Below are 21,944 nucleotides of genomic sequence, written 5' to 3' on the forward strand. Positions count from 1 at the left end.
TGATGGACGCCGTTGGCGTCCCGCATCCGATGAAGGAGCATGTCCATGTTCAAGGTATGGAAGACCATGGCCGCCGCAGGCCTGCTGGCGGCGGGCACGGCGATGGCCGTGGCGCAGGGGCCCGGCGCTGGTCCGGGCGCCGGTTACGGCCCCGGAGGCGGCTACGGACCCGGCATGATGCAGGGCTACGGCTGGGCGCGCGGCGGTTTGAGCGGCAAGGCCGGGCGGCAGTTCGCCGGCGCAAGGCTCGACGTGCTGCGCGAGACGCTCAAGATCACCGATGGCCAGCGCCCCGCCTGGGATGCCTACGCCAAGGCCGTGACCGACGCGCAGCAGAACGTGTGGAACGGCGTGCGGGGGGTGATGCGGCCAGGCATGATGTGGTCGCTCTCGCCGGACCAGCGCCTTGCCTTGATGCAACAGATGTTCGACCTGCGGAAGAAGGCTTATGAAAGAGAGCAGGCGGCCGCGAAGGCGTTGTTGCCGCATCTGACCGACTATCAGAAAGGCCAGGCCAGCGTGCTGCTGCCGGGGCTTTCGAACATCGGCTACGGCTTCGGCATGGGGTATGGCCATCCCGGCTTCGGCGGTGGCGGTTGGGGCATGATGGGCGGCTATGGCGGGTATGGTCCCGGCATGATGGGGTATTGACCTCCCGCAAACGGCGCAGCCGGTGAGCCGTCCGGACCCGGTCCGGGCGATTCACCGGTGTGCCGGAGCCGGCTCAGCCCTTGTGGTAGACTTCCTGCAGCCCGTAGACCTTGCCGGCGATCCCTTCCATCCGCGCCTTGAGCTGCAGCGCGAGATAGAGCGAATAGTGGCGCGACTGGTGCAGGTTGCCGCCATGGAACCATAGCGCGTCCTGCTGCGTCGGCTTCCACATGTTGCGCAACTCGCCCTCCCACGGGCCGGGATCCTTCTTCGTGTCCGAGCCGAAGCCCCAGCACTTGCCGACCTTGTCCGCCACCTCCTGCGAAATCAGCTGAGCGGCCCAGCCGTTCATCGAGCCGTATCCGGTTGCGTAGACGATCAGGTCCGCGGGCAATTCGCTGCCGTCGCTGAACAGGACGGAATGGGGCCGGATTTCCTTCACCGAGACGCCCGATTTCAGTTTGATGCTGCCATTGGCGATCAGCTCCGATGCGCCGACATCGATGTAATACCCGGAGCCGCGGCGCAGGTATTTCATGAACAGGCCCGATCCGTCCTCGCCGAAATCGAGCATGAAGCCGGCCTTCTCCAGCCGTTCGTAGAGGCTGGCGTCGCGCCGCTTCATCTCTGCATAGACCGGCTTCTGGAAGTCGGCCATGATCCGGTACGGGATCGAGGCGAAGATCAGGTCCGCCTTTTCCGTGGTGATGCCGTTCGCCAGCGCCTGTTCGGAATAGAGCCCGCCGAGAGCGAGATCCATCAGTGTTTCCGAGCGTGCGATATGCGTGGACGAGCGCTGGATCATCGTCACGTCCGCGCCGTGTTCCCAGAGATCGGCGCAGATGTCGTGCGCTGAGTTGTTCGAGCCGATGACGATGCATTTCCTGCCGCGCCAGGCCTCGCCGCCGGGATGCTTGCTGGAATGGTGCTGCTGGCCCCTGAACTCGTCCATGCCCGGATAGTCCGGCAGGTTCGGCACGCCGGACATGCCGGTGGCCAGCACGAGCTGTTTCGGCCGCAGCGTGACAGGCTGGCCCTCGCGCATCACCTCGACCACCCATTCGCCCGCCGTCTGGTCATAGCGCGCGGAGGTCGCCTCGGTGCGGGTCCAGTAGTTCAGCTCCATGATCTTGACGTAGCTTTCCAGCCAGTCGCCGATCTTGTCCTTGGGCGAGAAGACCGGCCAGTGATCCGGGAAGGGCAGGTACGGCAGATGGTCGTACCACACCGGATCGTGCAGGCAGAGCGACTTGTAGCGCCGGCGCCAGGAATCGCCGGCGCGTTCGTTCTTCTCGATGATGATCGTCGGCACGCCGAGCCGGCGGAGCCGCGCGCCGAGGGCGATGCCGCCCTGGCCGCCGCCGATGATCAGGGCATAGGGCTGCTCGGTGTAGCCGAGGCTGGCGCGCTCGGCCTCGATCCGGTCGAGCCAGGAGCTGCGGTCGCGATGCACGCCGTGCTCGGCGCCCATCGGGCGCGTGCGGCCGTGCCGTTCCTCATGGCCTTTCAGTTCGGTCATGGTGGTCAGCAGCGTCCAGCACTTGCCGCCCTTCAGGCGCAGATGACCCCGCCCGCGCGCCACTGCCGTCTCGAAGGTGAACCAGCCCTCGGTCACGCCGTCTGCCTCGGTCGCGATGTCGTCGATCGCGAAATGCCGTGGCTGCACCTCGCTCAGTTTCGCCTGAAGCATGTCGGCAATGCCGTCATGCCCTTCCATCGTCCTGATGTTCCAGGTGAAACTGACCAGATCCCGCCAGTAGCATTCGGTCCCGAACAGGGCGGCGACCTTGGCCGCATCGCCGCTGGCCAGGGCGGCCTCGAAATCGGCGAGCCAGCCGGAAACCGCGGTTGCAGCGGGTGAAACCATTGCGTCCATGGGCATTCCTCCATTCCGTTCCTGTTTTTGCCGATAAGAAACTGCTCCAGCCGGAGCGTCAATTAAGCTGTTCCCCCGGCGATGTTGCGCCTATGATCCACAACAGAACAGTTTTGCCTCGGCGGAACAGTTCTCCATCAACAAACGGATTGGGAGGAACAGTCCATGAAATCCGCTTTCGGTCTCGTGCTTGCCGTCGCCTGTGCCGTTCTCGCGTCGCGCGGCATTGCTCGGGCGAATCCCTCGATGCTGAACAACTTCAACTTCGATCATCCGACTTTCGAACATCCGCACGCCTTTGCCACCCATCACGTGGTGATCCAGGTCAGCCAGGGCGATCTGGCACGCTGGAATCTCGTGCTGAACAATGCACAGAACCTGCTGGAAGCATTCGGTAATGACAAGGTGCAAATCGTCGTGGTCACCTACGGCCCGGGATTGAAGATGCTGTTTCCGCACTCGCCCGTTGCGAAGCGGGTCGCGGCGATGGATCAGGAGGGAATCGAATTCGATGCATGCCACAAGACGATGGAGGCGATGGCGCGCAAGCTTGGTCACATGCCGAAACTGGAGCCCACGGCGATGATTGTTCCGGGCGGTCTTGTCCGGATCATGCAACTGGAAAAGGCCGGCTTTGACTATATCAAGCCCTAATGGACCGCCCCAGTAACGTGTCGATATCATAATGAAAACCGTCGCGCAGCATGGTCGCTGTCGCGGCGGGTTCACCTTTCCGGACGGAAAATCCGCATCAGGAAGCGAATGATCAGGCGCAACGCCTCGTCGCGCTGCGAGAGGTGGGGAGCGTGTCCTGCCCTGGCGATCAGATGGGTCTCGACCGGGCAGCGCGCATTCGCCGCCAGGAGCGCGAGTTGCGCCGGCGTGCCGTATTCGTCGTCGCTGCCCTGGACGGCGAGGACGGGTACCCCGATCGCCGGCACATGATCGTCGATCCGCCAGGCGCGGAATGCCGGGCTCAGCCAGGTGCGGTTCCAGCCGTAAAAGGCGTTGTCCGGGTCGCGATGGTGCCGGGCGAGGCGGTCGCGCAGATCGGTGGTTTCATAGGACCCGCGTGCGGCCTCGATCCGCGCGATCGCGATATCCTCGACGAAGAGATGCGGCGCGATCAGGATCGTTCCGCACAGCCGGCCATCCTGCATGCCCCCGGCATGGATGAGCGCGATCGACGCGCCGTCGGAATGCCCGAGCGTGATTGCGCGTGATATCCCGACGGCGTCGAGCAGGCGCGGCAGCACGCCGAGTGCCTCATCGTGCATGTAGTGCACCGGCCAGGGCAGCGGCGCGGGATCGGAACGGCCATAGCCGAACCGGTCATAGGCGAGCACCGTACAGCCGGTCGCGGCCGCGAGGGCGGGCGGGAAATCGCGCCACAGCGTGATGGCGCCGAGCCCTTCATGCAGCAAGACGATGGACGGCGCGTCGTCACGACCCCGCCAGCGCGCCGCGGCGATGCGCCGTCCGCCGACCCGCAATTCGAGATCCTCGCGCGCGGGCAGGGTCATGGCCCGGCCGGCGTGCCGGCGGCCGCAACGTCGCACCCCATCGCCGAGGATCGCCCCGCATCTGCCGTCACGTCATGTCTCCGCCCAGATCCCGCGATCGGTGCTCCGCCGTTCAGGAGATATCATGATCCACAATTCGGGCGATCGCGCAAAGGATCACGCACCCGAAGGGCGGGCCGGCTGCGCGGCAATCCGGCCCGGCCGCTATCGCCCGCCGCCGCCGAGCGCGCGCAGCGCGTTCAGGATGACCGCCACGTCGATTGCCTCCTGCAGCAACGCGCCGGCAACCGGGGGCAGGTAGCCGGCCGCCGCCACCGTCATCGCCAGCATCGAAAGTCCCATGCCCGCGACGATCGATTGCAGCGCGATGAACCGCGTGCGCCGTGCGATCGACACCGCCTCGGCGACGCGGTCGAGCCGGTCGAGCATCAGCACCACCTCTGCCGCTTCTGCCGCCGCCGCGGCGCCGCGCGCGCCCATGGCGATGCCGATATCCGCCGCCGCCAATGCCGGCGCATCGTTGATCCCGTCGCCGATCATCATCGTGATGCCGTGAGCGCGTTCCTCCCGCGCCCTTCCGATCTTCTCCGCCGGCGACAGCGCGGCATAAACGGCATCGAGCCCGAGTTCGGCGCCGACCCGCGCCGCCGGTTCCGGCCGATCGCCGCTCAGCATCACCAGCCGGCGGAAGCCGAGATTGCGGAGCGATGCGATCAGCGGCCGCGCATCCGGCCGAATCGCGTCGGTCAGCGTGATCGCGCCCGCCGGCTGGCCGTTGACGGCGACCCAGGCGGTCGCCTCGGCACCATTGGCCCGCGCCGCGACATGCCCGTCTTGCGGCAGCGATATTCCCGCCGTCTCGAACATCCGGGCGCCGCCCACCATCACCTGGTCGGCGCCGACCAGGCCGGAGAGGCCGAGACCCGGCGTTTCGGTCACGTTGACGGGCGTGACCAGCCGGCCGGCCGCGCGCCCCGCGGTGACGATTCCCTCGGCCACGCCGTGCTGCGAAACCTGTTCGAGCGAGGCTGCGAGGCGGAGCACCTCGGCCGGAGAAAACCCGTCCAGCGCCGCGAGCCCGGTCATCGACGGGGTGCCGGCGGTCAGCGTGCCCGTCTTGTCGAAGAGGGCGATGTCGGCGCGGGCAAGGCGTTCCAGCGCGCCGCCCCCCTTGACGATCACACCTCGCCCGGCCGCCCGCGAAATGCCGCAGATCAGCGCGACGGGCGTGGCCAGGATGAGCGGGCAGGGGGTCGCGACCACCAGCACGGCGAGCGCGCGCACCGGATCGCCGCTCGCCAGCCAGGCGGCGATGCAGACCGTGAGGGTCACGCCGAGAAAGCCGAGCGCCCAGCGATCGGCCAGCCGGGCCATCGGCGGGCGTTCGCGTTCGGCGGCGGCGACGAGCCGGATCACCGCGGCATAGGTGCTGGCATCCGCGGTCGCCGTCGCCCGGAGCGAGAACGGCCCGCCCGCGTTCAGCACGCCGCTGCGCACGGCATCGCCGGCGTGCCGTGTCACCGGCAGCGGCTCGCCGGTCAGCGCCGATTCGTCGAGCGTCGCGGCGTCACCCAGCGCGCCGTCCACCGGCACCACCTCGCCGGGCTTGACCAGCAGATTGTCGCCGATGACGACGGCGCCGGCCGGAATGTCCTCGATCGTGCCATCCGTGTGGCGATGCGCCGTGGTGGGTGTGCGTCCGACCAGGGCGGCAAGTTCGCGCCGGGCGCGCGCCCCGGCATAATCCTCGAGCGCCGCGCCGCCCGCCACCATCCCCGCGATGATCACGCCCGCCAGATTCTGCCCGAGCAGGATCGAGCCGATGATGGCGAGCAGCGCGATCAGGTCGACACCCAGCGCGCCGCGCAGCAGCCCGGCCGCGAAATCGACGGCGACCTCGGCGGCGACCAGAATGGCCGGCGCGATCCACAGACCGGCCGCAAGCCGCTCCTGTCCCGCGAGCCGTGCCGCGAAGCCGAGCCCGAGACCCAGCCCCACCACGACCGGCGCCAATCGCCGCAGCCCGGCGCGCCACCCCATCATGCCTCCTTTCAGCCGGCCCGCCGGAGCGTCCCGCGGACTCGTGTAACATGACGATATGAACATATCGGGACAGGCCCGTTCCCGGCTTGACCTGCATCAACGACGCCAGCCAGACTGCGTGCCACCAGTGACGCCTCGGGGAAGAAGGAGGTTCACAATGACCAGCACTCTCAACTCGAAGCATGCGAGCGAACCCTCGGGCGCCTTCCTCGCATCGAGCTTTTCGCCCGTCCTGTTCGAGACGATGGCCGGCAGCATGATGCGCGTGGCCGAAGCTGAATTCGCGCTGATGCAGGCGATTTTCCAGGCCCAGTTCGGCGTGATGGAGGCCATGCTCCGCGCCGGCATTCCGTCTTCGGGCGGCCAGCAGCCGCCGACCGCGGCCCGCCGGGAGACCGACCGGACTGCGGCCTGAACCGATGGCGCCTCCCGTCGTCGATCTTTCCGGCAAGGTCGGGCTCGTGCTCGGCATCGCCAACGAGCATTCGATCGCCACCGGCTGTGCCCGCGCCTTTGCCGCCGCCGGCGCGCGGTTCTGCGCAACCTATTTGAACGACAAGGCGAAACCCTTCGTCGAACCGGTCACGCGCGGCCTGCCCTGCGAGATGCTGCTGCCCTGCGACGTGCAACAGGAGGGGTCGCTCGAGACCGTTTTCGACACGATCGCGCGCCGCTGGGGCAAGCTCGATTTCCTTCTTCATTCCATCGCCTTCGCACCGAAGGCCGACCTGCACGCCAGGCTGATCGACTCCTCCACCGCCGGGTTCGCCCAGGCGATGGATGTCTCGTGCCACTCTTTCATCCGCTGCGCGCGCCTTGCCGAGCCGCTGATGCGCGCCGGCGGGGCACTGCTCTGCGTTTCCTATGAGGGGTCGATCCGCGTGGTCGAGCATTACGACCTGATGGGGCCGGTGAAGGCAGCGCTGGAATCGAGCGTACGCTATCTCGCGGCTGAACTCGGCCCGCAGGGCATCCGGGTGAACGCCCTCTCGCCAGGTCCGATCGCTACACGCGCGGCCAGCGGCATCGACCATTTCGACGATCTTCTGGCCGAGGCCGCGCGCCTCGCGCCCGAACACCATCTGGTGACGATCGAGGATGTCGGCGGCCTCGCCGCCTTCCTCGCCAGTCCTGCCGCCGGCCGCATCACCGGCACGGTCGTCCCGGTCGATGGCGGCCAGCACATCATGGCCTGATGATCTCCACCCTGCGAGGATACGTGTAAAGTGACCACCGAAACCAGCCGCTCCCGCACCACCGGCCACGCGAAACCGCCGGCCGAAGCCGCCCGGGCCCGGGTCTCGGCCCTGCCGCCGCCGGCGCCGCCCGCCTCGGTGGCGCCGAACGAGCCGGTCTCCACCACCGATGCGCTCGACCGCTCGCTGCATGCGGCCGAAGCACGGCTGACCGCAGGCCTCGCCCCGGCCGGCATCGCGCTCGCCTGGCGCGACTGGGCCGTGCATCTCGCCAACCAGCCGACAAGGCGGATGGACCTTGCCCGCCGCGCGATGGAGGACTGGGCGGCGGTCTGGCGCGTCGCCTTTGGCCTCGAGGAGGCGGTGACGCCGCCCTGCGACAATGACCATCGCTTCGATCATCCCCGCTGGCAGGACATGCCCTACCGGCTCTACAAGGAGTATTTCCTCCGGATGGAGCGCTGGTGGCACGATGCCGCGACCGGCATCGCCGGGGTCGACGCCGCGCATGAACGCATCGTCGATTTCATGATCCGCCAGGCGCTGGATGCGGTCGCCCCCGCCAACCTGCCGATGCTCAACCCCGAGGTCGAGCACGCGGCCCGCGAGAGCCGCGGGGATTCGGTCAGGGCCGGCCTGCGCAACCTGCTCAAGGACACCGAGATCGCGCTGAACCAGGAGAACCGGCTCCCGCTCGCGCCGGGGCGCGACGTGGCGGTGACGCCGGGCAGGGTGGTCTACCGCAACCGGCTGATCGAGCTGATTCAGTACAGCCCGGTGACGGAAACGGTGCGGCCGGAGCCGGTGCTGATCGTTCCGGCCTGGATCATGAAATACTACATCCTCGATCTCTCGCCGGAGAATTCGCTGGTCCGCTACCTGGTCGGGCAGGGCTACACGGTGTTCATGATCTCCTGGCACAATCCGGACAAGGAAGACCGCAACCTTTCGCTCGACGACTACCGCGCCGATGGCGTGATGGCCGCGCTCGACGCCGTCAGCGCCATCACCGGCGCGCGGAAGATCCACGCCACCGGCTACTGCCTCGGCGGCACGCTGCTCTCGATCGCCGCCGCCGCCATGGCCCGCGATCATGACAGCCGCCTCGCCTCCGTCACGCTCTTCGCCGCGCAGACCGATTTCACCGAGGCCGGCGAACTCCAGCTCTTCATCACCGAGGCGCAACTCGCCTTCCTGGAAGACCTGATGTGGCAGCAGGGCTATCTCGACACCAAGCAGATGGCCGGCGCCTTCCAGATGCTGCGCTCGAACGACCTGATCTGGTCGCGCATGATCCGCCGCTACTTCATCGGCGAACAGGAACATCCGAACGACCTGATGTCATGGAACATGGACGCGACGCGCATGCCCTACCGGATGCACGCCGAATATCTGCGCCATCTCTTCCTGCACAACGACCTCGCCGAGGGCCGGCTTTCCGCCGGCGGCCGGCCGGTCGCCATCGGTGACATCGACGTGCCGTTCTTCGTCGTCGGCACCGAGCGCGACCACATCGCGCCATGGCATTCGGTCTACAAGCTTCACCTGCTCAACCGCGGTCCCATCACCTTCGTGCTGACCTCCGGCGGGCACAATGCCGGCATTGTCAGCGAGCCGGGCCACCCGCACCGCCACTACGCGATTCTCGATCGTTCCCCCGGCGAGCCCTATCTCGCGCCGGAGGCGTGGCAGGACGAGGCGCCGAAGCATGACGGTTCCTGGTGGCCGGAATGGGTCGCCTTTCTCGGCGCTCGTTCCGGCCCGCCGGCCGCGCCGCCGCCGCTCGGCCGCGAGGAGGCCGGCTACCCGGTGCTCGGCGCAGCACCCGGGCACTACATCCACGAACGCTGACCGGAGGCCGCCATGAACGATATCGCGCCGGTGCCCGCCTCCCTCGCGGCGCCGATGATCGAGAACCGCACCTTCGACGAGCTGAAGGTCGGCGATACCGCGAGCGTGCGCCGCATTCTGCGGGCCGATGACATTGCGCTGTTCGCCTATATCTCAGGCGACATCAATCCGGCACATCTCGACCCCGACTACGCCCGTGGGGACATGTTCCACCACATCATCGTGCACGGCATGTGGACGGCGGGCCTGATCTCGGCGGTGCTGGGCACCAGGCTGCCCGGGCCGGGTACGATCTATCTCGACCAGAGTCTGCAGTTCCGCGCCCCGGTCGGGCCCGGCGACGAGATCACCGCGACGGTGACGGTCACCGAGCTCGAGCCGGCGCGGCATCGGGTCACCCTCGCGTGCACGGCGGTCAACCAGTCGGGCACTGAGGTTCTGCGCGGCACCGCCCTGGTCGCGGCGCCGACCGAGAAGGTGCGGCGGCCGGCGATGCCGCTGCCGGAAGTGCGGCTCAGCCGGCACGAGCGGTTCAACGCGTTGCTGGGCACGGCCAAGGCGCGCGGCCCGCTGGCAACCGCCGTGGTGCATCCCTGCGACGAGGTCAGCCTGCGCGGCGCGCTCGATGCCGCCGCGGCCGGGCTGATCGTGCCCATCCTGGTCGGGCCGGAAGCGAAGATCCGTGCCGCCGCCGAAAAGGCCGGGCTCGATCTTGCTGACATGCGGATCGAAGCGGTGCCGCACAGCCACGCGGCCGCCGCCCGCGGCGTCCAGCTCGTTCGCGACGGCACGGCGAAGCTGCTGATGAAGGGCGCGCTGCACACCGACGAGCTGATGCACGAGGTGATGCTGGCCGAGAACGGCCTGCGCACCGGACGGCGGCTGTCGCACGTCTATGTCATGGACGTGCCGAGCTATCCGCGCCCGTTGCTGGTGACCGATGCGGCGATCAACATTGCCCCTGATCTCGCGACCAAGCGCGACATCGCCCAGAACGCGATCGACCTTGCCCGTGCCATCGGGATCGAGTCGCCGCGCCTCGCCGTGCTGTCGGCGGTGGAGACGGTGAACCCGGCGATGCCCTCGACCCTCGACGCCGCTGCACTCTGCAAGATGGGCCAGCGCGGCCAGATCACCGGCGGCATCATCGACGGCCCCCTCGCGTTCGACAATGCGGTGAACGCGCGCGCCGCGGCCGAGAAGGGAATCGAGTCGCCGGTCGCCGGCCGGGCGGACATCCTGCTGGTGCCGGATATCGAGGCCGGCAACATGGTCGCCAAGCAGCTCACCTTCCTGGCCGGCGCCGATGCCGCCGGCGTCGTCGTCGGCGCGCGCATCCCCATTGTTCTGACCAGCCGGGCCGATGACGCCCGCACCCGCCTGGCCTCCTGCGCCGTGGCGCTGATGCTGGCTGGCACGTCCGACTAAAGGAGCCGATACCGATGATCGAGGACTGGAGCGCGCTGATCGGCGCGATGAATGGCGGTGTCGCCGACCTGCGCAAGGCGGCGCCGGAGGCGATGGCCGGCTTCTCGGCCCTGGCGAAAGCCGCCTGCGCGGGCGATGCGCTCGACCGCAAGACCAAGGAACTGATCGCGCTGGCGATCGGGGTGGCGACGCGCTGCCAGCCCTGCATCGCCTATCATGCGCGCGATGCCGCGCGTGCCGGCGCCACGCGCGCCGAAATCGCCGAAACGCTCGGCATGGCGGTCTATATGGGCGCCGGTCCCTCGGCGATGTATGCCGCCGAGGCGCTCGAGGCATTCGACCAGCTTTCCGGGCCGCCGCGTTAACCCATCCTTGGTCATCGCCTGCCAATCTGCGCCGCATCAACAGCGGCGCCGCCGCAAGTCTCGGACAGGTGGATGGATCATGTGGTGCAGATCGCGATGCTGGTGCCGCTGGCGTTTGCCTGCTGGCAGGACCTGCTGCTGCGCCGGATTCCCGACGGCGTTCCGGCCGCCATGGCCCTCGCCGGAATATTTCTCCGGCTTCGAGACGGTTTTCAGCCCCTCGGCGTGAGCCTTGCCGTGGCCGCGGTGTTGTTCGCGGTGCTGTTCGCCGTCTATCTGCGCCGGTCGATCGGCGGTGGCGACGTGAAACTGATCGTGGCGCTTGCCCTCGGATACGGGCCGCTGGCGCTTGCCGGCTTCCTGTTCGCGACCGTGCTGGCCGGCGGGATTCTGGCGCTGGCCTATCTCGCGCTCCGCGTCGCCGCGCCGCCGCCGCGCCCGGCCGGGCACGACGCCTCTCTGCTCCGCCGCCTCTGGGCGGTCGAGCGGTGGCGGGCGCACCGCTCCGGCCTGCCCTATGGCATCGCGATCGCCGCTGGCGCCGCCTGGACGATGCTGCCCGCCCTGCGGCTGTAGGGGCCAGATCGAAGGCAGGCATTGCCCGCATTTCGGGCAGGCGGCGGCCAATATTCGCTATTTACACCGGCACGGTTTTTGCTGCATCCGGTGCCGGGCAGAAACAACGGGGGCAGGCGGGCATGGCCGAGGCAGGAACTCTCACGGTCGAGACAAAGGGCATATCACAGGTCACGCCGGAGGAGACGCGCGGCAGTCCACGGGCGCTGTTCGGGCTCTGGATGGCCGCGAACGTCGAGTTCGCGACCATCACCACCGGCGCGCTGGCAACCGGTGCCTTCGGACTTTCCGCCACCGACGCGATCGGCGCCATCCTGCTTGGAAACCTGATCGGCGCCGTCATCCTCGGCCTGTTCTCGACCTTCGGCGTCGAATACGGGCTGCCGCAGATGATCCAGGGCGCCGCCTGGTTCGGCCAGTTGGGCAACCGGCTACCGTCGTTCTTGAACTTCTTCGGCGGCTTCTCGTGGTTCGGGGTGAACACGATCATCGGCGGCTACGCGCTGGAATACATGCTCGGCACCGGCCTGATCCCGAACATCATCGCGCTTTGCGTCATCCAGGTCGCCATCGCCGCCATCGGGCATGACCTTATCCATGCGGCGGAAAAATACTTCTTCTTCCTGCTGGTCGCGATCTTCCTCATTCTCAGCGTCTTCGCGGCAACCCATGTCGGCCACCTGCCGCCGGCCAATCCCAAGCTGCTCAAGAACGTGGGCGGCACATCCGGCGCCTTCATTCTGACCACCTCGATCATCGTCGCCTATGTCCTTGGATGGATTCCCTATTCGTCCGACTACACCCGCTACCTTCACCACACCGGCGACCGGGCGGCGACCCGGCGCGCGGTGTTCGCCAACGCGTTCTCGGCGACCTTCCTGTCATGTGTCTGGATGGAAGTGCTGGGCGCGCTGATCGGCGCGACGGTCGCGCTCTCGAAACCTTCGGACCTGTTCACGCCGTGGATGCCGCACTGGTTCCATGCGCCGCTGATCATCGCCATCGTGATCGGCACGATCAGCGCGAACATCCTCAACATCTACTCCGCCACGCTCTCCTCGCTCGCCCTCGGCTTCCGGCTGAAACAGTATCAGGCCGCGCTGCTCAGCGGCGCGATCGGCACGGTGATCTCGGTGCTCGCCGCGACCAACTTCATCAAGAACTACGAGGATTTCCTCTTCTTCCTCGGCTATTGGACCGCGCCGTGGATTGCCGTGACGATGCTCGCCCACTACACGCGCCGGCGTAGCCGGATCGGCAGGGGGAATGCGGGGTTCGTGGCCTGGATCGTCGGGATCGCGGCCAGTGTGCCGTTCTTCAACCAGTATCCTCTGTTCGTTGGTTCCTTTGCGGCGACCCATCCGGGGTTCGGTGACATTTCCTTCGCGGTTTCCGCGGTGGTCGCCGCCTGCGTCTTCCTTGCGCTCACGACCAGTGCCGAAACTGTCGCCGAAGAGGTCGCCGCTTGAATCTCACGATAACGTGATCCATATCAACAAAGTTGAATGTGATCCGTGAGAAGACGAGGATGTCAGTCCGCTTCAATCTGCTCCTGTCGGATGAGCTGGGCCGGCAGATCGAGGAGTTTGCGACCACGACGGAAGACAAGGCCAGGCTGATCCGCAAGGCGCTGGCAATATATCTCGCTGCCGTGCGGGCCCAGCGTGACGAGGGGCTGGGTATAGCGCTGTTCGACCCGGCGACCCGCGAAATCAGGACGGAGATCGTGGGTCTGTAGGACGGAGCGAGGCGTCGCTCCGCCGCCGCGCCGTGGCGTGGAGGCCGGCGCGTGAAATGTGCGGCGCGAAGCTGGCGAAGCCGCCCGGCTCGGGCATGTGAAGATAGATCCCTTCCATGCCTCCCGCCTTGCGGTAGGTTTCATGCCAGAAGCCGGTGCCGCGCGGAGCGGCGGAGAACTCGCGCCACCAGATGCTGTGCGGCGCGCTGCGCGTGAAACATTCCAGGGCATCGAAATCGCGCCAGTATTGACGGATGCCGACGTGATCGATCCGCCAGAGAAACAGGTCCTGATGCAGCAGCCCGTCCGGACGGTTCTGGCCGAGCGCCCGCAACGGACGGCCGAGGCCCAGAAGGGTGGCAACGCCCCGGATTTTCGTTACTTTCATGCCCAGATAGACGACTGTCAGATCGGGAAATCCGGTGAGGTCGACCGTAACCGGTTGCGATGTCCGACTCATCGTGCCATCTCCATGTTTACAACGTAAACATCAGGCGAAATGTTAGCTGGGTCAATAGTGCCTGAAATGGCCATAATAATAAGTAATTTAATGGCTTCCGCCTAACCGTCCTATGTGCCTGACCGTTACATATCCACCGTTTGTTGACTCGAATCATAAGCAGCACGGAATCGACTGACTCGCGTCCAAACGGAATCCCGACGATTCCCGGAACGCATGACTCAGCGCCGCGCCTTGGCATGATATGTGGTACGCGTAATCCGTGATTTTGCGTAGTGGTGCGGATGGGCCGCAGCGAGACACCGACTATCGGCAATCGCGATAGTCGAGCCGGCATCGCAGCGCCAGCGCGGCTCAGGCTATGCGGACCATCCGGCCCGACCATCCGCCAGCCATCCGCAACGACGCGATGCCACTCTGCAAAACGCTACGACAACTCAGCATATCAACCGGCTTTCGTTGTGCTGCGTTTCAAGTCTTGTTTGCCGCGCCATAATCTCACCACGCGACACGCGCAACCGAAATGGGAAATGGGCTGGCAGAGCGCTAACCGGTAGGGATCACTTCTGGACCATTTGCAAAGTCGCAATTTTTTGTTGTTATTATTCTAATTTTGCCGAGTTTTGATGACGAAAGACGATTTGGGGCTGCCGACACCTGATTCCTCAAAGTGCCGGAAGTCCCTGTCGATCAATCTGTATTAGCTAGTCGGCTGCGACGTATTCGCTTGCGTAGTTGAGGTCGGGGCTGGTGTCGGTTGCATCGGAACGGTGATCAGATTGGGGTAATTGTATGCAGCGCCGTCGGACATATCGACGCCTGCACCAATCAGGCCACCAAATAAGATATTCCCAAATGCCATTCCCTTTGTTGCCGATTTAACAGCAAGAACACCGGGGGAATATCCCGCATGTGTGCATTTGACATTCAATGCGTCATAGCTTCTGTGAACCGTAACCGTCCCCGGAGTGTTCACAAACCAAGTGCCCTTGTTACTCTTTAGTGCGCATTGCGCGCCCGGGAGAGTCTGGCCATTGGCAACTGTTTTGACGGAAAGTGTCTGACTTGTTCCGTCAACGATTGAGGCACAACCGCTAAGCGCAAGAGTTGCTGCCGAAAATGCTAGTAAAGCAGAACGGTTCATTATTAAGCGATTTCCATTTTGTGTAAAAAGACCTTGAGAACGACCGAAATCCGCAACCGAACCTGATCGTTCCTTGAGCATTATTAATTCTAGTTCACAACATACGCAACCCTATATGACCTAATCTGCTGCGCAAGGATTAGGGTCGCGGTCGGGATGTGCTACGATCAAACTGATCGTGTGTAACGCTCCGTGGCGGTCATATCGTTACACCAGAATATCCTGAAAAACGATTGAATGACAATGACTTGCTGTCGATCCCTAACCGATGAACTTCCGTGTTAACGATGTCAACATCACCCTATCATCATGGAGACCTCCGCCGCACGCTCGTTGAGACCGGGATCGGGCGGTTGCGCGCAGCGGGAGTGGATGGGCTCACATTGCGGGGCGTTGCCCGCCTGGCCGGCGTGTCGGCCACGGCGCCCTATCGCCATTTTGCCGACAAGGAAGCACTGCTCGCCGCGATTGCGGCGGAGGGGTTCGAACGGTTGCGCGTCGCGGTCGAAGCGGCTGACGCGAGTTCGCGCGGTATGGAGGCGCTACGCGCGCAGGGCGTGGCCTATGTGCGTTTCGCGCGGGAGGAACCGGCGCTGTTCCGGCTGATGTTCGGGGCTGCGGTGGCGCGCGGCAGTCTTTCCGCCGGTGCCGCGTTCGGTGTGCTTCGCGCGCGGATCACGAGCCTCGTGCCGACGGACCGCGCCGAGATCGCGGCGTTGTCCGCCTGGTCGATGGTGCATGGACTGGCCAGCCTGCTGATCGACGGGCGGATCGATCCGCCCGATCCCGAGGCGCTGGTGCGCGCCGTGCTGGCGCAGTTCGCGCTCGGCGGGGCTCAGCTGCGGTAGTCGCCGTCTCCCTCGATCAGACGCAGGGCCGACGTCCAGGCCATTTCGTAGTGCGCCATGCGATTCGCCTCGTCCATGTTGAACTGGGCGGCGGTGTGCTCGCAGACCTCCCGCGGCGGGATGACCAGTTTCGCGCCGCCCGACATGGCGGCAACCTGCGCCTGGCAGGCGCGTTCCAGGAAGTAGATCTCGTGGAACGCTTCGGGGATGGTGCGCCCGCCGACCAGCAGCCCGTGATTGCGCAGGATCATCGCCTTGTTCTGGCCGAGATCGTGGACGATCCGCTCCCGCTCGTCGAGATCGAGCGCGATTCCCTCGTAGCCATGATAGGACAGGCGGCCGTAGAACTTCATCGCGTGCTGGCTGATCGGCAGCAGCCCCTGTTCCTGGGCGGCGACCGCGATGCCGGCGGCGGTGTGGGTGTGCACCACGCAGGCAAGGTCCGGGCGCGCCATGTGGATAGCGGAATGAATGGTGAAGCCGGCCTGGTTCACCCGCCGGGCCGAAATGCCGGGCGTGTCGATCCGGTTGCCGTGGATGTCGATCTTCACGAGGTCGGAGGCGCGCATCTCGTGGAACATCACGCCGTAATCGTTGATCAGGAAATGATGCTCCGGGCCCGGCACCCGCGCGCTGATGTGGGTGTAGATGAAATCGGTCATCCGGAAATGCGCGACCAGGCGGTAAAGCGCGGCCAGATCGCAGCGTACCTGCCATTCCTCCTCGGAAATGCCGGTCGGCGGGGTGATTTTCGTGGTGACGTTCATGCTCGCGGTCCTCCTTGGCGCAACAGGGTCAGGGCTATTGCCGTTTGCGTCAAGTGAATTCAGCGCGGCCAGAGACGCCGCGGCACCAGCATCGGCACATGGGAGCGGTAGCGACGGTAGGAATCGCCATAGATGCGAAGCAGATTCCGCTCCTCGAAGCGGATGCCGACCAAGAGATAGGCCGTTGCGGCGGCGGCGGTGGCGAGGCGGAACGGCGAGGTCGCGACGCCCCAGATGATCAGCAGCAGGCCGAGATAGAGCGGGTGGCGCACCACGCCGTTCATGCCGCCTGTTGCCAGCGGCTCGGGTGTGGCGGCCTGGTCGGGTGTGCCGGCGCGCAACTGGGCGAGGCCGAGAAAGCGGGCGAGCTCGTAATTCCGCCCAGCAAGGATGAGCACGACGGCTCCCGCCGCCGCCGCCAGCCAGCCGAGGGCGCGCAACGAGTCGGGCAGCGCAAAGGTTTGGTCCGCGAACAGCCTCCGGCCGATCGCCAGCACGAGGGCAAGATGGACCATCGCGATCACGTTGTAGGCGAGGCGGTCGCCGGCGCCTGCGATCCGTCGGAGCAATCCGCGGCCCAGCGGCGCCGCCAGGGCGCTGTGCCCCGCGCCGAAGCTGACCCAGAGCAGAGCGTAGAGCAGAACTGAAACCATTTTTCCGATCCGATTTTTTTATTTGACATATTCCATTTGCTATATAAATGTAACCTAAAGAAAAATTGGTCCTTCCCGCAGCTCGCGGGAGAGAATATCGCTACTGCGAGGGGATATGTCCAAGACTGATCGAAGAGGCCTTTTCAGGCTAGGCGCCGCATTTGGCGCCACGGCCGTTGCGACCAGCGCGCGCGCCGCGACCGGCGCTCCACCCTCTGACGACCCATGGTCGAATTCGCTCGGCGCGGGCGTCGATTCGCGGCCCTATGGCCGGCCGTCGCGCTTCGAGAAAAACGTCATCCGCCGGTATGTGCCCTGGCTCTCGCCGACCCTACGGGATTCACGGATTTGACTGAGCTGCGATGAAGAAGCCTGTGGCCATAGAAGCGAAGCGTGCCCACCCTGCGCGCATGGTCTTTGGTCCTGGCGGCTTGTAGTAGCAATTCCAGCCGCCGAGGCGGGCGATGATCCAGGCGAGCCATGCGAGGGATCGGGGTGGATGGGGGTTTTTCTGTCGCGGCGTCTTGCCTTCGAGAGTGGGGGCAATGGCATCGGCGGCCGGGAGTAATCCGGGATCGATGACATCGGTTGCCGGCCGGTTGCTGCCGTCGCGGGCATCGACGAGTTGTACGGTGCGGGTCGCAGCGGCGAGGCCGATCAGGGCCAGCTTGAACAGCCGTCCGGCATCTTGCATCTGGGTTTCTTCAAGCCTGAGACCGTCACTTTTCAAAGACCGGAACACTTCCTCGATTCTCCATCTCAGCCGGTAGAGGCGTACGATTTCGGCGGCACCGTCTGCGTCGATGGTCTCGATCGTGGTCAGCAGGCGCCACAAGAGCGGGACGCTTTCGCCATTCCCGTCAACCTCGCGCGCCTCGACCATGGTCAGGGACAGATGCTCTGGCCCTTCCGTGTCGCTGGCATGGCGCGGCCTGCGGATCGTCACTGTTCCAGCCCGCAGCGCCACGGTTGCGATCCGTGCGGCGACGCCGGTGCGCGAGGGGGCGACACGAACCGAGGTCCGGGTCAGTTCGGGCCAGGCTGCCGGGGCGGTGAACAGGCGGCGACCGTCATCCAGAACACGATCCTGGGCGGCACGGACGATCAGGTCGACCGATGCCGGACGCCTGGCAAAGCCCGCATAGATGTCACTCTCGCGGTCGGCCACGACCACGACCGAGGCGGCACCGCTCAGACGCCCGGCGGCGCGCGCAGCACCGTCCAGCCACCGCATGCTCTCCTTGTCTTCCAGCGCCCGCTCGCGTGCAGGGGTCGCATCGAACTCATCCGAACGGGTCCAGATCTTCGCGTCCACCAGGCCGAGCACCGCCTCCGTCTCACTGTCGATGGCGATCACCGGATGCAGGAAAAATCCCGCCGATACCCCATCACCGGCCGGTCCAAGCCCACGGCGACGCGCCTCACGGCCGGAAAAATTGATCTCCGTCGTGTCCTGCGCGGCCACAATCCGACGCCCCCGGCAGGCAGCGGCCGTGCGATCCGCCAGCGTCTCCACCATCTCCGCACACGTGACCGACGGGGCTGACAGGAAGCGATGGATCGCAATCTCCCGCGCTCGTGTGCCACCAAGCTTGCGGATGACCAGAGACCCGGTCTCCACCACCCGTTCAACCAGCGTGCTGCCCATCGCCGCACGTCGCGCATCTCCGAAGTAACCCAAATCTCCAGCACGTAACGCCACCATCTTCTCCATCAGCCTCAAAATCATGGAGAATCAGGCGCAAGCTACCTGCGCAAGTAAAATCCGTGAATGCCGTAGCTCGCCGACCACCGATGCGGATGCGAGCTTCACGCCGTTGCAGGACCATCACGGCATCATCACGCCGAACGGGCTGTTTTTCGAGCGCTACCATTCCGGCCGGCCGAGCATCAATCCGAAGGACTACCGGCTGATGATTTCCGGCCGGGTGAAGCGGCCCTTGCTGCTCACGCTCGACCAGCTGATGCGCTATCCCTCGGTTTCCCGCATCCATTTCATCGAGTGCCCCGCCAATGGCGCGACCGAATGGCCGGCGGCGCAGCTCAATTCGCTGCAGTTCACCCACGGCATGATCGGCTGCGCCGAATGGACGGGGGTCCGGCTGTCGACCCTGCTCGACGAGGCCGGGCTGCTGCCCGACAGCCGCTGGGTGCTCGCCACCGGGTCGGACGGCGCGCATATGGACCGCTCGCTGCCGATGGTGAAATGCCTCGATGACTGCATCGTCGCCTGGGGGCAGAACGGCGAGGCGATCCGCCCCGAGCAGGGCTATCCGGTGCGGCTCGTCGTGCCCGGCTGGCAGGGCAATGTGAACGTGAAATGGCTGCGCCAGCTCCAGGTCGGCACCGAACCCTGGATCACCCGCGAGGAGACCAGCGAATACAGCGAGTTGCTGGGTGATGGAAAATCGCTCGGTTTCACCTGGGTGATGAACGCGAAGTCCGTCATCACATTCCCCTGTCCGGAGAAGAAGCTGACCGGCGGCCCCGGCTTCTACCAGATCCACGGCCTTGCCTGGAGCGGCAACGGGCGGGTGAAGGAGGTCGATATCTCGCTCGACGGCGGGGTGAACTACCATCGCGCCACGCTCGATGGACCGGTGCTGTCACGGTGCCTGACCCGGTTCACCTACAACTGGTGGTGGGACGGCAAGCCGGCGCTCATCCAGTCCCGCGTTACCGACGAGACCGGCTATGTCCAGCCCACGATCCGGCAGAAGCACAAGTTCTGGGGCCATGACCCGGTTTATGAAAACAACTCGATCCAGACATGGCAGGTGCTGGCGGACGGGACGGTGAACAATGTCCAACTTTCGTAGGATCCTGCTGGCTGCCGCCGGGGTTGCGGCGGCAATTGCGGTGGCCTGGGCAGGCGATGCGCCGGCTCCGTCCTACAAGGGGATCGTGCCGGCGGCGACGCTGAAGGTGTGGCGCGACCTTGGCACCGGCAATGGCGCGCTGGCCCGCTACAAGCCGGCGACGCCGCCGGGTCATTACGGTATTGGCACCGCGCCGACGGAGCAGCAGATCGCCGGCTGGACCATCGCCGTGCCGCCCGACGGGGCCAATCTGCCGCCCGGCAGCGGCACGGTAGCCGCCGGCGAAAAACTCTTCTCGACCGATTGCGCGATGTGTCATGGCGGCTTCGGCGAAGGCGCGCACGGCTACCCGGCGCTTGCCGGCGGCGTGGGATCGCTCGCCGGGTCGGAGCCGCAGAAGACGGTGGGCAGCTACTGGCCCTACGCGACGACGCTGTGGGACTACATCAACCGCGCGATGCCGTTCTACGCCCCGCATACGCTCAAGCCCGATCAGGTTTATGCGCTGACCGCCTATATCCTGAACCTGAACGGGATCGTGAAGGGAAAGTTCGTCGCCGACGCGCAGAGCGTGCCGCGCGTCAAAATGCCCAACCGCGACTCTTTCAACTGGAAAGATCCGCGCCCGGTCACGCATAATACCGCCTGCATGAAGGATTGCGTGCCGGCCGGCTCCGTCAGGATCACCTCGAGCGCGGCAAAGATGGGGCTGACCCCGCGCACCACCGGTCCGGTGGACAACATGAAGGGCAGCAGCAAATGAGGAGGAGGAGATGAAACGCACCAGCATCCTGCTCGGTCTTGCCGTGGCGGCGCTGCCCGGCGGGGTTCTGGCGGCAACGCCGCAGCAGATTGCCGCGGGTGAAAAAATCGCCACCACGAAGGCGCTCGGCAACTGCGTCGCCTGTCACAGTTTTGCCGGCGCGGTCGAACCCGGCGATGTGGGGCCCGCGCTGAAGAACGTGAAGGCGATGATCCCGGATCGCAAGACGTTCTATGCGATCGTGTTCGACGAGCAGGCGCGCAACCCGCAGACCGTCATGCCGGCCTTTGGGAAAAACCTGATCCTGACGCCGACGCAGATCAACGAAGTGATCGACTTTCTCTACACCAAATGAAAACGGACCGCGTTAAGGCGGGAATTCGGAAATTGGGGGAACCAAAGATGATGACCGAACCAGAAACCACCGGACCCGCGCGGCGAACCGTGCTGCTCGGCGCCGCCGGCGCTGCCGCGGCGCTGGCGCTGCCGCGATCGGGCCGTGCCGCCGCTGTTGCCGCGCCGAAGGCGTCGCTGTGGCCGGAGGCGGCGTTCAAGGCGACGACGCCCGATCCGGCGCTCAAGGCGCTCTGGGGCAGTTCCAGCCTCACGCCGACCACGCAAGTGAAGATGGACGCGCCGGACATTGCCGAGAATGGCGCGGTGGTGCCGATTTCGGTTGATGCGAACGAGCCGAAGATTACCGGCGTGGCGCTGCTGGCCCGGCACAACCCCTATTCGCTTGCCTGCGCCTATGAAATTCCGGAGGGCACCAGCCCGGCGATCTCGAGCCGGCTGAAACTCGCCAAGACCACGGAGGTCATCGCGGTCGTGAAGTCGGGCGGCAAGCTCTACAGCACGTCGAAAAGGGTCAAGGTCACGCTGGGCGGTTGCGGCTGAGGAGACGAATGATGGCACATCAGATTCTGGTTCACGCGACCACTTCGGGCGGGGTCACGACGGTCGAGGCGCTGATCAAGCACCCGATGGATTCCGGCTTCGTGAAAGGCAAGGACGGCAAGCTCATCCCGCCGCACTACATCGAGGTGGTCGAGTTCACCCACAAGGGCAAGCTCGTGCTGCGAGGGTTCTGGGGACCCGCGGTTTCGAAGAACCCGTTCATCCGGTTCTCGTTCAAGGGCGGCGCCTCGGGCGATCCGATCGGCGTCTCGTGGGTCGACAACAAGGGCGAGACCGCGAGCATGTCGGCGGCCATCATGTGAGCGATGCGCGCCGGTGTGAACCG

Annotated in this window: 24 protein-coding genes; 16 read left to right on the plus strand and 8 right to left on the minus strand. The window is 65.7% G+C overall.

The features are described from left to right. Nucleotides 1-45 precede the first annotated feature (45 nt). Nucleotides 46-651 (plus strand): Spy/CpxP family protein refolding chaperone, encoded by a 606-nt coding sequence (locus ACMV_RS16740; protein WP_007424267.1) that lies wholly within the window; start codon nucleotides 46-48, stop codon nucleotides 649-651. A gap of 73 nt (nucleotides 652-724) precedes the next feature. On the opposite strand, the gene ACMV_RS16745 is transcribed toward ACMV_RS16740, so the two are convergent. Next, nucleotides 725-2,527: an NAD(P)/FAD-dependent oxidoreductase gene (locus ACMV_RS16745; RefSeq protein ID WP_013641164.1), complete on the minus strand. Its 1,803-nt coding sequence runs from the start codon at nucleotides 2,525-2,527 to the stop codon at nucleotides 725-727. A gap of 165 nt (nucleotides 2,528-2,692) precedes the next feature. Here ACMV_RS16745 and ACMV_RS16750 point away from each other — a divergent pair, with 165 nt between their 5' ends. Further along, on the plus strand, nucleotides 2,693-3,181 hold the full coding sequence (locus ACMV_RS16750) for a DsrE family protein (RefSeq protein ID WP_007424269.1): 489 nt from the start codon (nucleotides 2,693-2,695) through the stop codon (nucleotides 3,179-3,181). 71 nt (nucleotides 3,182-3,252) lie between these two features. Here ACMV_RS16750 and ACMV_RS16755 read toward each other — a convergent pair whose 3' ends face one another. Together ACMV_RS16755 and ACMV_RS16760 are read right to left on the minus strand one after the other, a co-directional pair. After that, nucleotides 3,253-4,050 (minus strand): alpha/beta fold hydrolase, encoded by a 798-nt coding sequence (locus tag ACMV_RS16755; RefSeq protein WP_007424270.1) that lies wholly within the window; start codon nucleotides 4,048-4,050, stop codon nucleotides 3,253-3,255. A gap of 204 nt (nucleotides 4,051-4,254) precedes the next feature. After that, complete coding sequence (locus ACMV_RS16760; protein ID WP_007424271.1) at nucleotides 4,255-6,090, minus strand: heavy metal translocating P-type ATPase; 1,836 nt, start codon at nucleotides 6,088-6,090, stop codon at nucleotides 4,255-4,257. Nucleotides 6,091-6,250: 160 nt separating this feature from the next. On the opposite strand from ACMV_RS16760, the gene ACMV_RS16765 reads away from it, so the two are divergent. The 8 genes from ACMV_RS16765 to ACMV_RS16800 all read left to right on the plus strand — a co-directional run bounded on the left by ACMV_RS16765 (nucleotide 6,251) and on the right by ACMV_RS16800 (nucleotide 13,247). Beyond that, a complete protein-coding gene (locus tag ACMV_RS16765) occupies nucleotides 6,251-6,508 on the plus strand; it encodes a hypothetical protein (protein ID WP_012040493.1) in 258 nt (85 codons plus the stop codon). 4 nt (nucleotides 6,509-6,512) lie between these two features. Next, complete coding sequence (fabI, locus tag ACMV_RS16770; RefSeq protein ID WP_013641166.1) at nucleotides 6,513-7,289, plus strand: enoyl-ACP reductase FabI; 777 nt, start codon at nucleotides 6,513-6,515, stop codon at nucleotides 7,287-7,289. A gap of 30 nt (nucleotides 7,290-7,319) precedes the next feature. Further along, nucleotides 7,320-9,140: a PHA/PHB synthase family protein gene (locus ACMV_RS16775; RefSeq protein WP_007424274.1), complete on the plus strand. Its 1,821-nt coding sequence runs from the start codon at nucleotides 7,320-7,322 to the stop codon at nucleotides 9,138-9,140. A gap of 12 nt (nucleotides 9,141-9,152) precedes the next feature. Next, nucleotides 9,153-10,568 (plus strand): bifunctional enoyl-CoA hydratase/phosphate acetyltransferase, encoded by a 1,416-nt coding sequence (locus ACMV_RS16780; RefSeq protein WP_012040494.1) that lies wholly within the window; start codon nucleotides 9,153-9,155, stop codon nucleotides 10,566-10,568. Between the two features lie 14 nt (nucleotides 10,569-10,582). After that, nucleotides 10,583-10,933, plus strand: coding sequence for a carboxymuconolactone decarboxylase family protein (locus ACMV_RS16785; protein WP_007424276.1), 351 nt, complete (start codon nucleotides 10,583-10,585; stop codon nucleotides 10,931-10,933). Between the two features lie 72 nt (nucleotides 10,934-11,005). Then, nucleotides 11,006-11,509: an A24 family peptidase gene (locus ACMV_RS16790; protein WP_013641167.1), complete on the plus strand. Its 504-nt coding sequence runs from the start codon at nucleotides 11,006-11,008 to the stop codon at nucleotides 11,507-11,509. 122 nt (nucleotides 11,510-11,631) lie between these two features. Then, on the plus strand, nucleotides 11,632-12,978 hold the full coding sequence (locus tag ACMV_RS16795; RefSeq protein ID WP_007422486.1) for a purine-cytosine permease family protein: 1,347 nt from the start codon (nucleotides 11,632-11,634) through the stop codon (nucleotides 12,976-12,978). Between the two features lie 59 nt (nucleotides 12,979-13,037). After that, nucleotides 13,038-13,247, plus strand: coding sequence for a hypothetical protein (locus ACMV_RS16800; RefSeq protein WP_012040497.1), 210 nt, complete (start codon nucleotides 13,038-13,040; stop codon nucleotides 13,245-13,247). On the opposite strand, the gene ACMV_RS16805 is transcribed toward ACMV_RS16800, so the two are convergent. Further along, nucleotides 13,222-13,707, minus strand: coding sequence for a DUF4188 domain-containing protein (locus tag ACMV_RS16805; RefSeq protein ID WP_012040498.1), 486 nt, complete (start codon nucleotides 13,705-13,707; stop codon nucleotides 13,222-13,224). The genes ACMV_RS16800 and ACMV_RS16805 overlap by 26 nt on opposite strands. Before the next feature lie 700 nt (nucleotides 13,708-14,407). Next, complete coding sequence (locus tag ACMV_RS20065) at nucleotides 14,408-14,932, minus strand: hypothetical protein (protein ID WP_013641168.1); 525 nt, start codon at nucleotides 14,930-14,932, stop codon at nucleotides 14,408-14,410. A 287-nt stretch (nucleotides 14,933-15,219) separates the two neighbouring features. On the opposite strand from ACMV_RS20065, the gene ACMV_RS16810 reads away from it, so the two are divergent. Further along, complete coding sequence (locus ACMV_RS16810; RefSeq protein ID WP_231844444.1) at nucleotides 15,220-15,699, plus strand: TetR-like C-terminal domain-containing protein; 480 nt, start codon at nucleotides 15,220-15,222, stop codon at nucleotides 15,697-15,699. Here the strand turns inward: ACMV_RS16810 and ACMV_RS16815 are convergent. The 3 genes from ACMV_RS16815 to ACMV_RS16825 form a co-directional block, all read right to left on the minus strand. Continuing rightward, complete coding sequence (locus ACMV_RS16815) at nucleotides 15,687-16,466, minus strand: class II aldolase/adducin family protein (protein WP_012040500.1); 780 nt, start codon at nucleotides 16,464-16,466, stop codon at nucleotides 15,687-15,689. The genes ACMV_RS16810 and ACMV_RS16815 overlap by 13 nt on opposite strands. A gap of 59 nt (nucleotides 16,467-16,525) precedes the next feature. Further along, nucleotides 16,526-17,119, minus strand: coding sequence for a methyltransferase family protein (locus ACMV_RS16820; RefSeq protein WP_007422490.1), 594 nt, complete (start codon nucleotides 17,117-17,119; stop codon nucleotides 16,526-16,528). A 340-nt stretch (nucleotides 17,120-17,459) separates the two neighbouring features. Beyond that, a complete protein-coding gene (locus tag ACMV_RS16825; protein ID WP_013639304.1) occupies nucleotides 17,460-18,848 on the minus strand; it encodes an IS4 family transposase in 1,389 nt (462 codons plus the stop codon). Here ACMV_RS16825 and soxC point away from each other — a divergent pair. The 5 genes from soxC to soxZ are packed head-to-tail and all read left to right on the plus strand — an operon-like array spanning nucleotide 18,847 to nucleotide 21,921. Continuing rightward, nucleotides 18,847-19,938: a sulfite dehydrogenase gene (gene soxC, locus ACMV_RS16830; protein ID WP_013641170.1), complete on the plus strand. Its 1,092-nt coding sequence runs from the start codon at nucleotides 18,847-18,849 to the stop codon at nucleotides 19,936-19,938. The genes ACMV_RS16825 and soxC overlap by 2 nt on opposite strands. Further along, a complete protein-coding gene (locus ACMV_RS16835) occupies nucleotides 19,922-20,701 on the plus strand; it encodes a c-type cytochrome (RefSeq protein ID WP_007422493.1) in 780 nt (259 codons plus the stop codon). Before soxC ends, ACMV_RS16835 begins: the two co-directional genes overlap by 17 nt. A 10-nt stretch (nucleotides 20,702-20,711) precedes the next feature. Further along, nucleotides 20,712-21,056, plus strand: coding sequence for a sulfur oxidation c-type cytochrome SoxX (gene soxX / locus ACMV_RS16840; protein WP_007422494.1), 345 nt, complete (start codon nucleotides 20,712-20,714; stop codon nucleotides 21,054-21,056). 50 nt (nucleotides 21,057-21,106) lie between these two features. Then, complete coding sequence (gene soxY / locus ACMV_RS16845) at nucleotides 21,107-21,598, plus strand: thiosulfate oxidation carrier protein SoxY (protein WP_231844445.1); 492 nt, start codon at nucleotides 21,107-21,109, stop codon at nucleotides 21,596-21,598. 11 nt (nucleotides 21,599-21,609) lie between these two features. Further along, a complete protein-coding gene (gene soxZ / locus ACMV_RS16850; protein WP_035185371.1) occupies nucleotides 21,610-21,921 on the plus strand; it encodes a thiosulfate oxidation carrier complex protein SoxZ in 312 nt (103 codons plus the stop codon). The last annotated feature ends 23 nt before the right edge of the window (nucleotides 21,922-21,944 follow it).

The organism is Acidiphilium multivorum AIU301, assembly GCF_000202835.1.
In the GTDB taxonomy this organism is placed as follows: domain Bacteria; phylum Pseudomonadota; class Alphaproteobacteria; order Acetobacterales; family Acetobacteraceae; genus Acidiphilium; species Acidiphilium multivorum.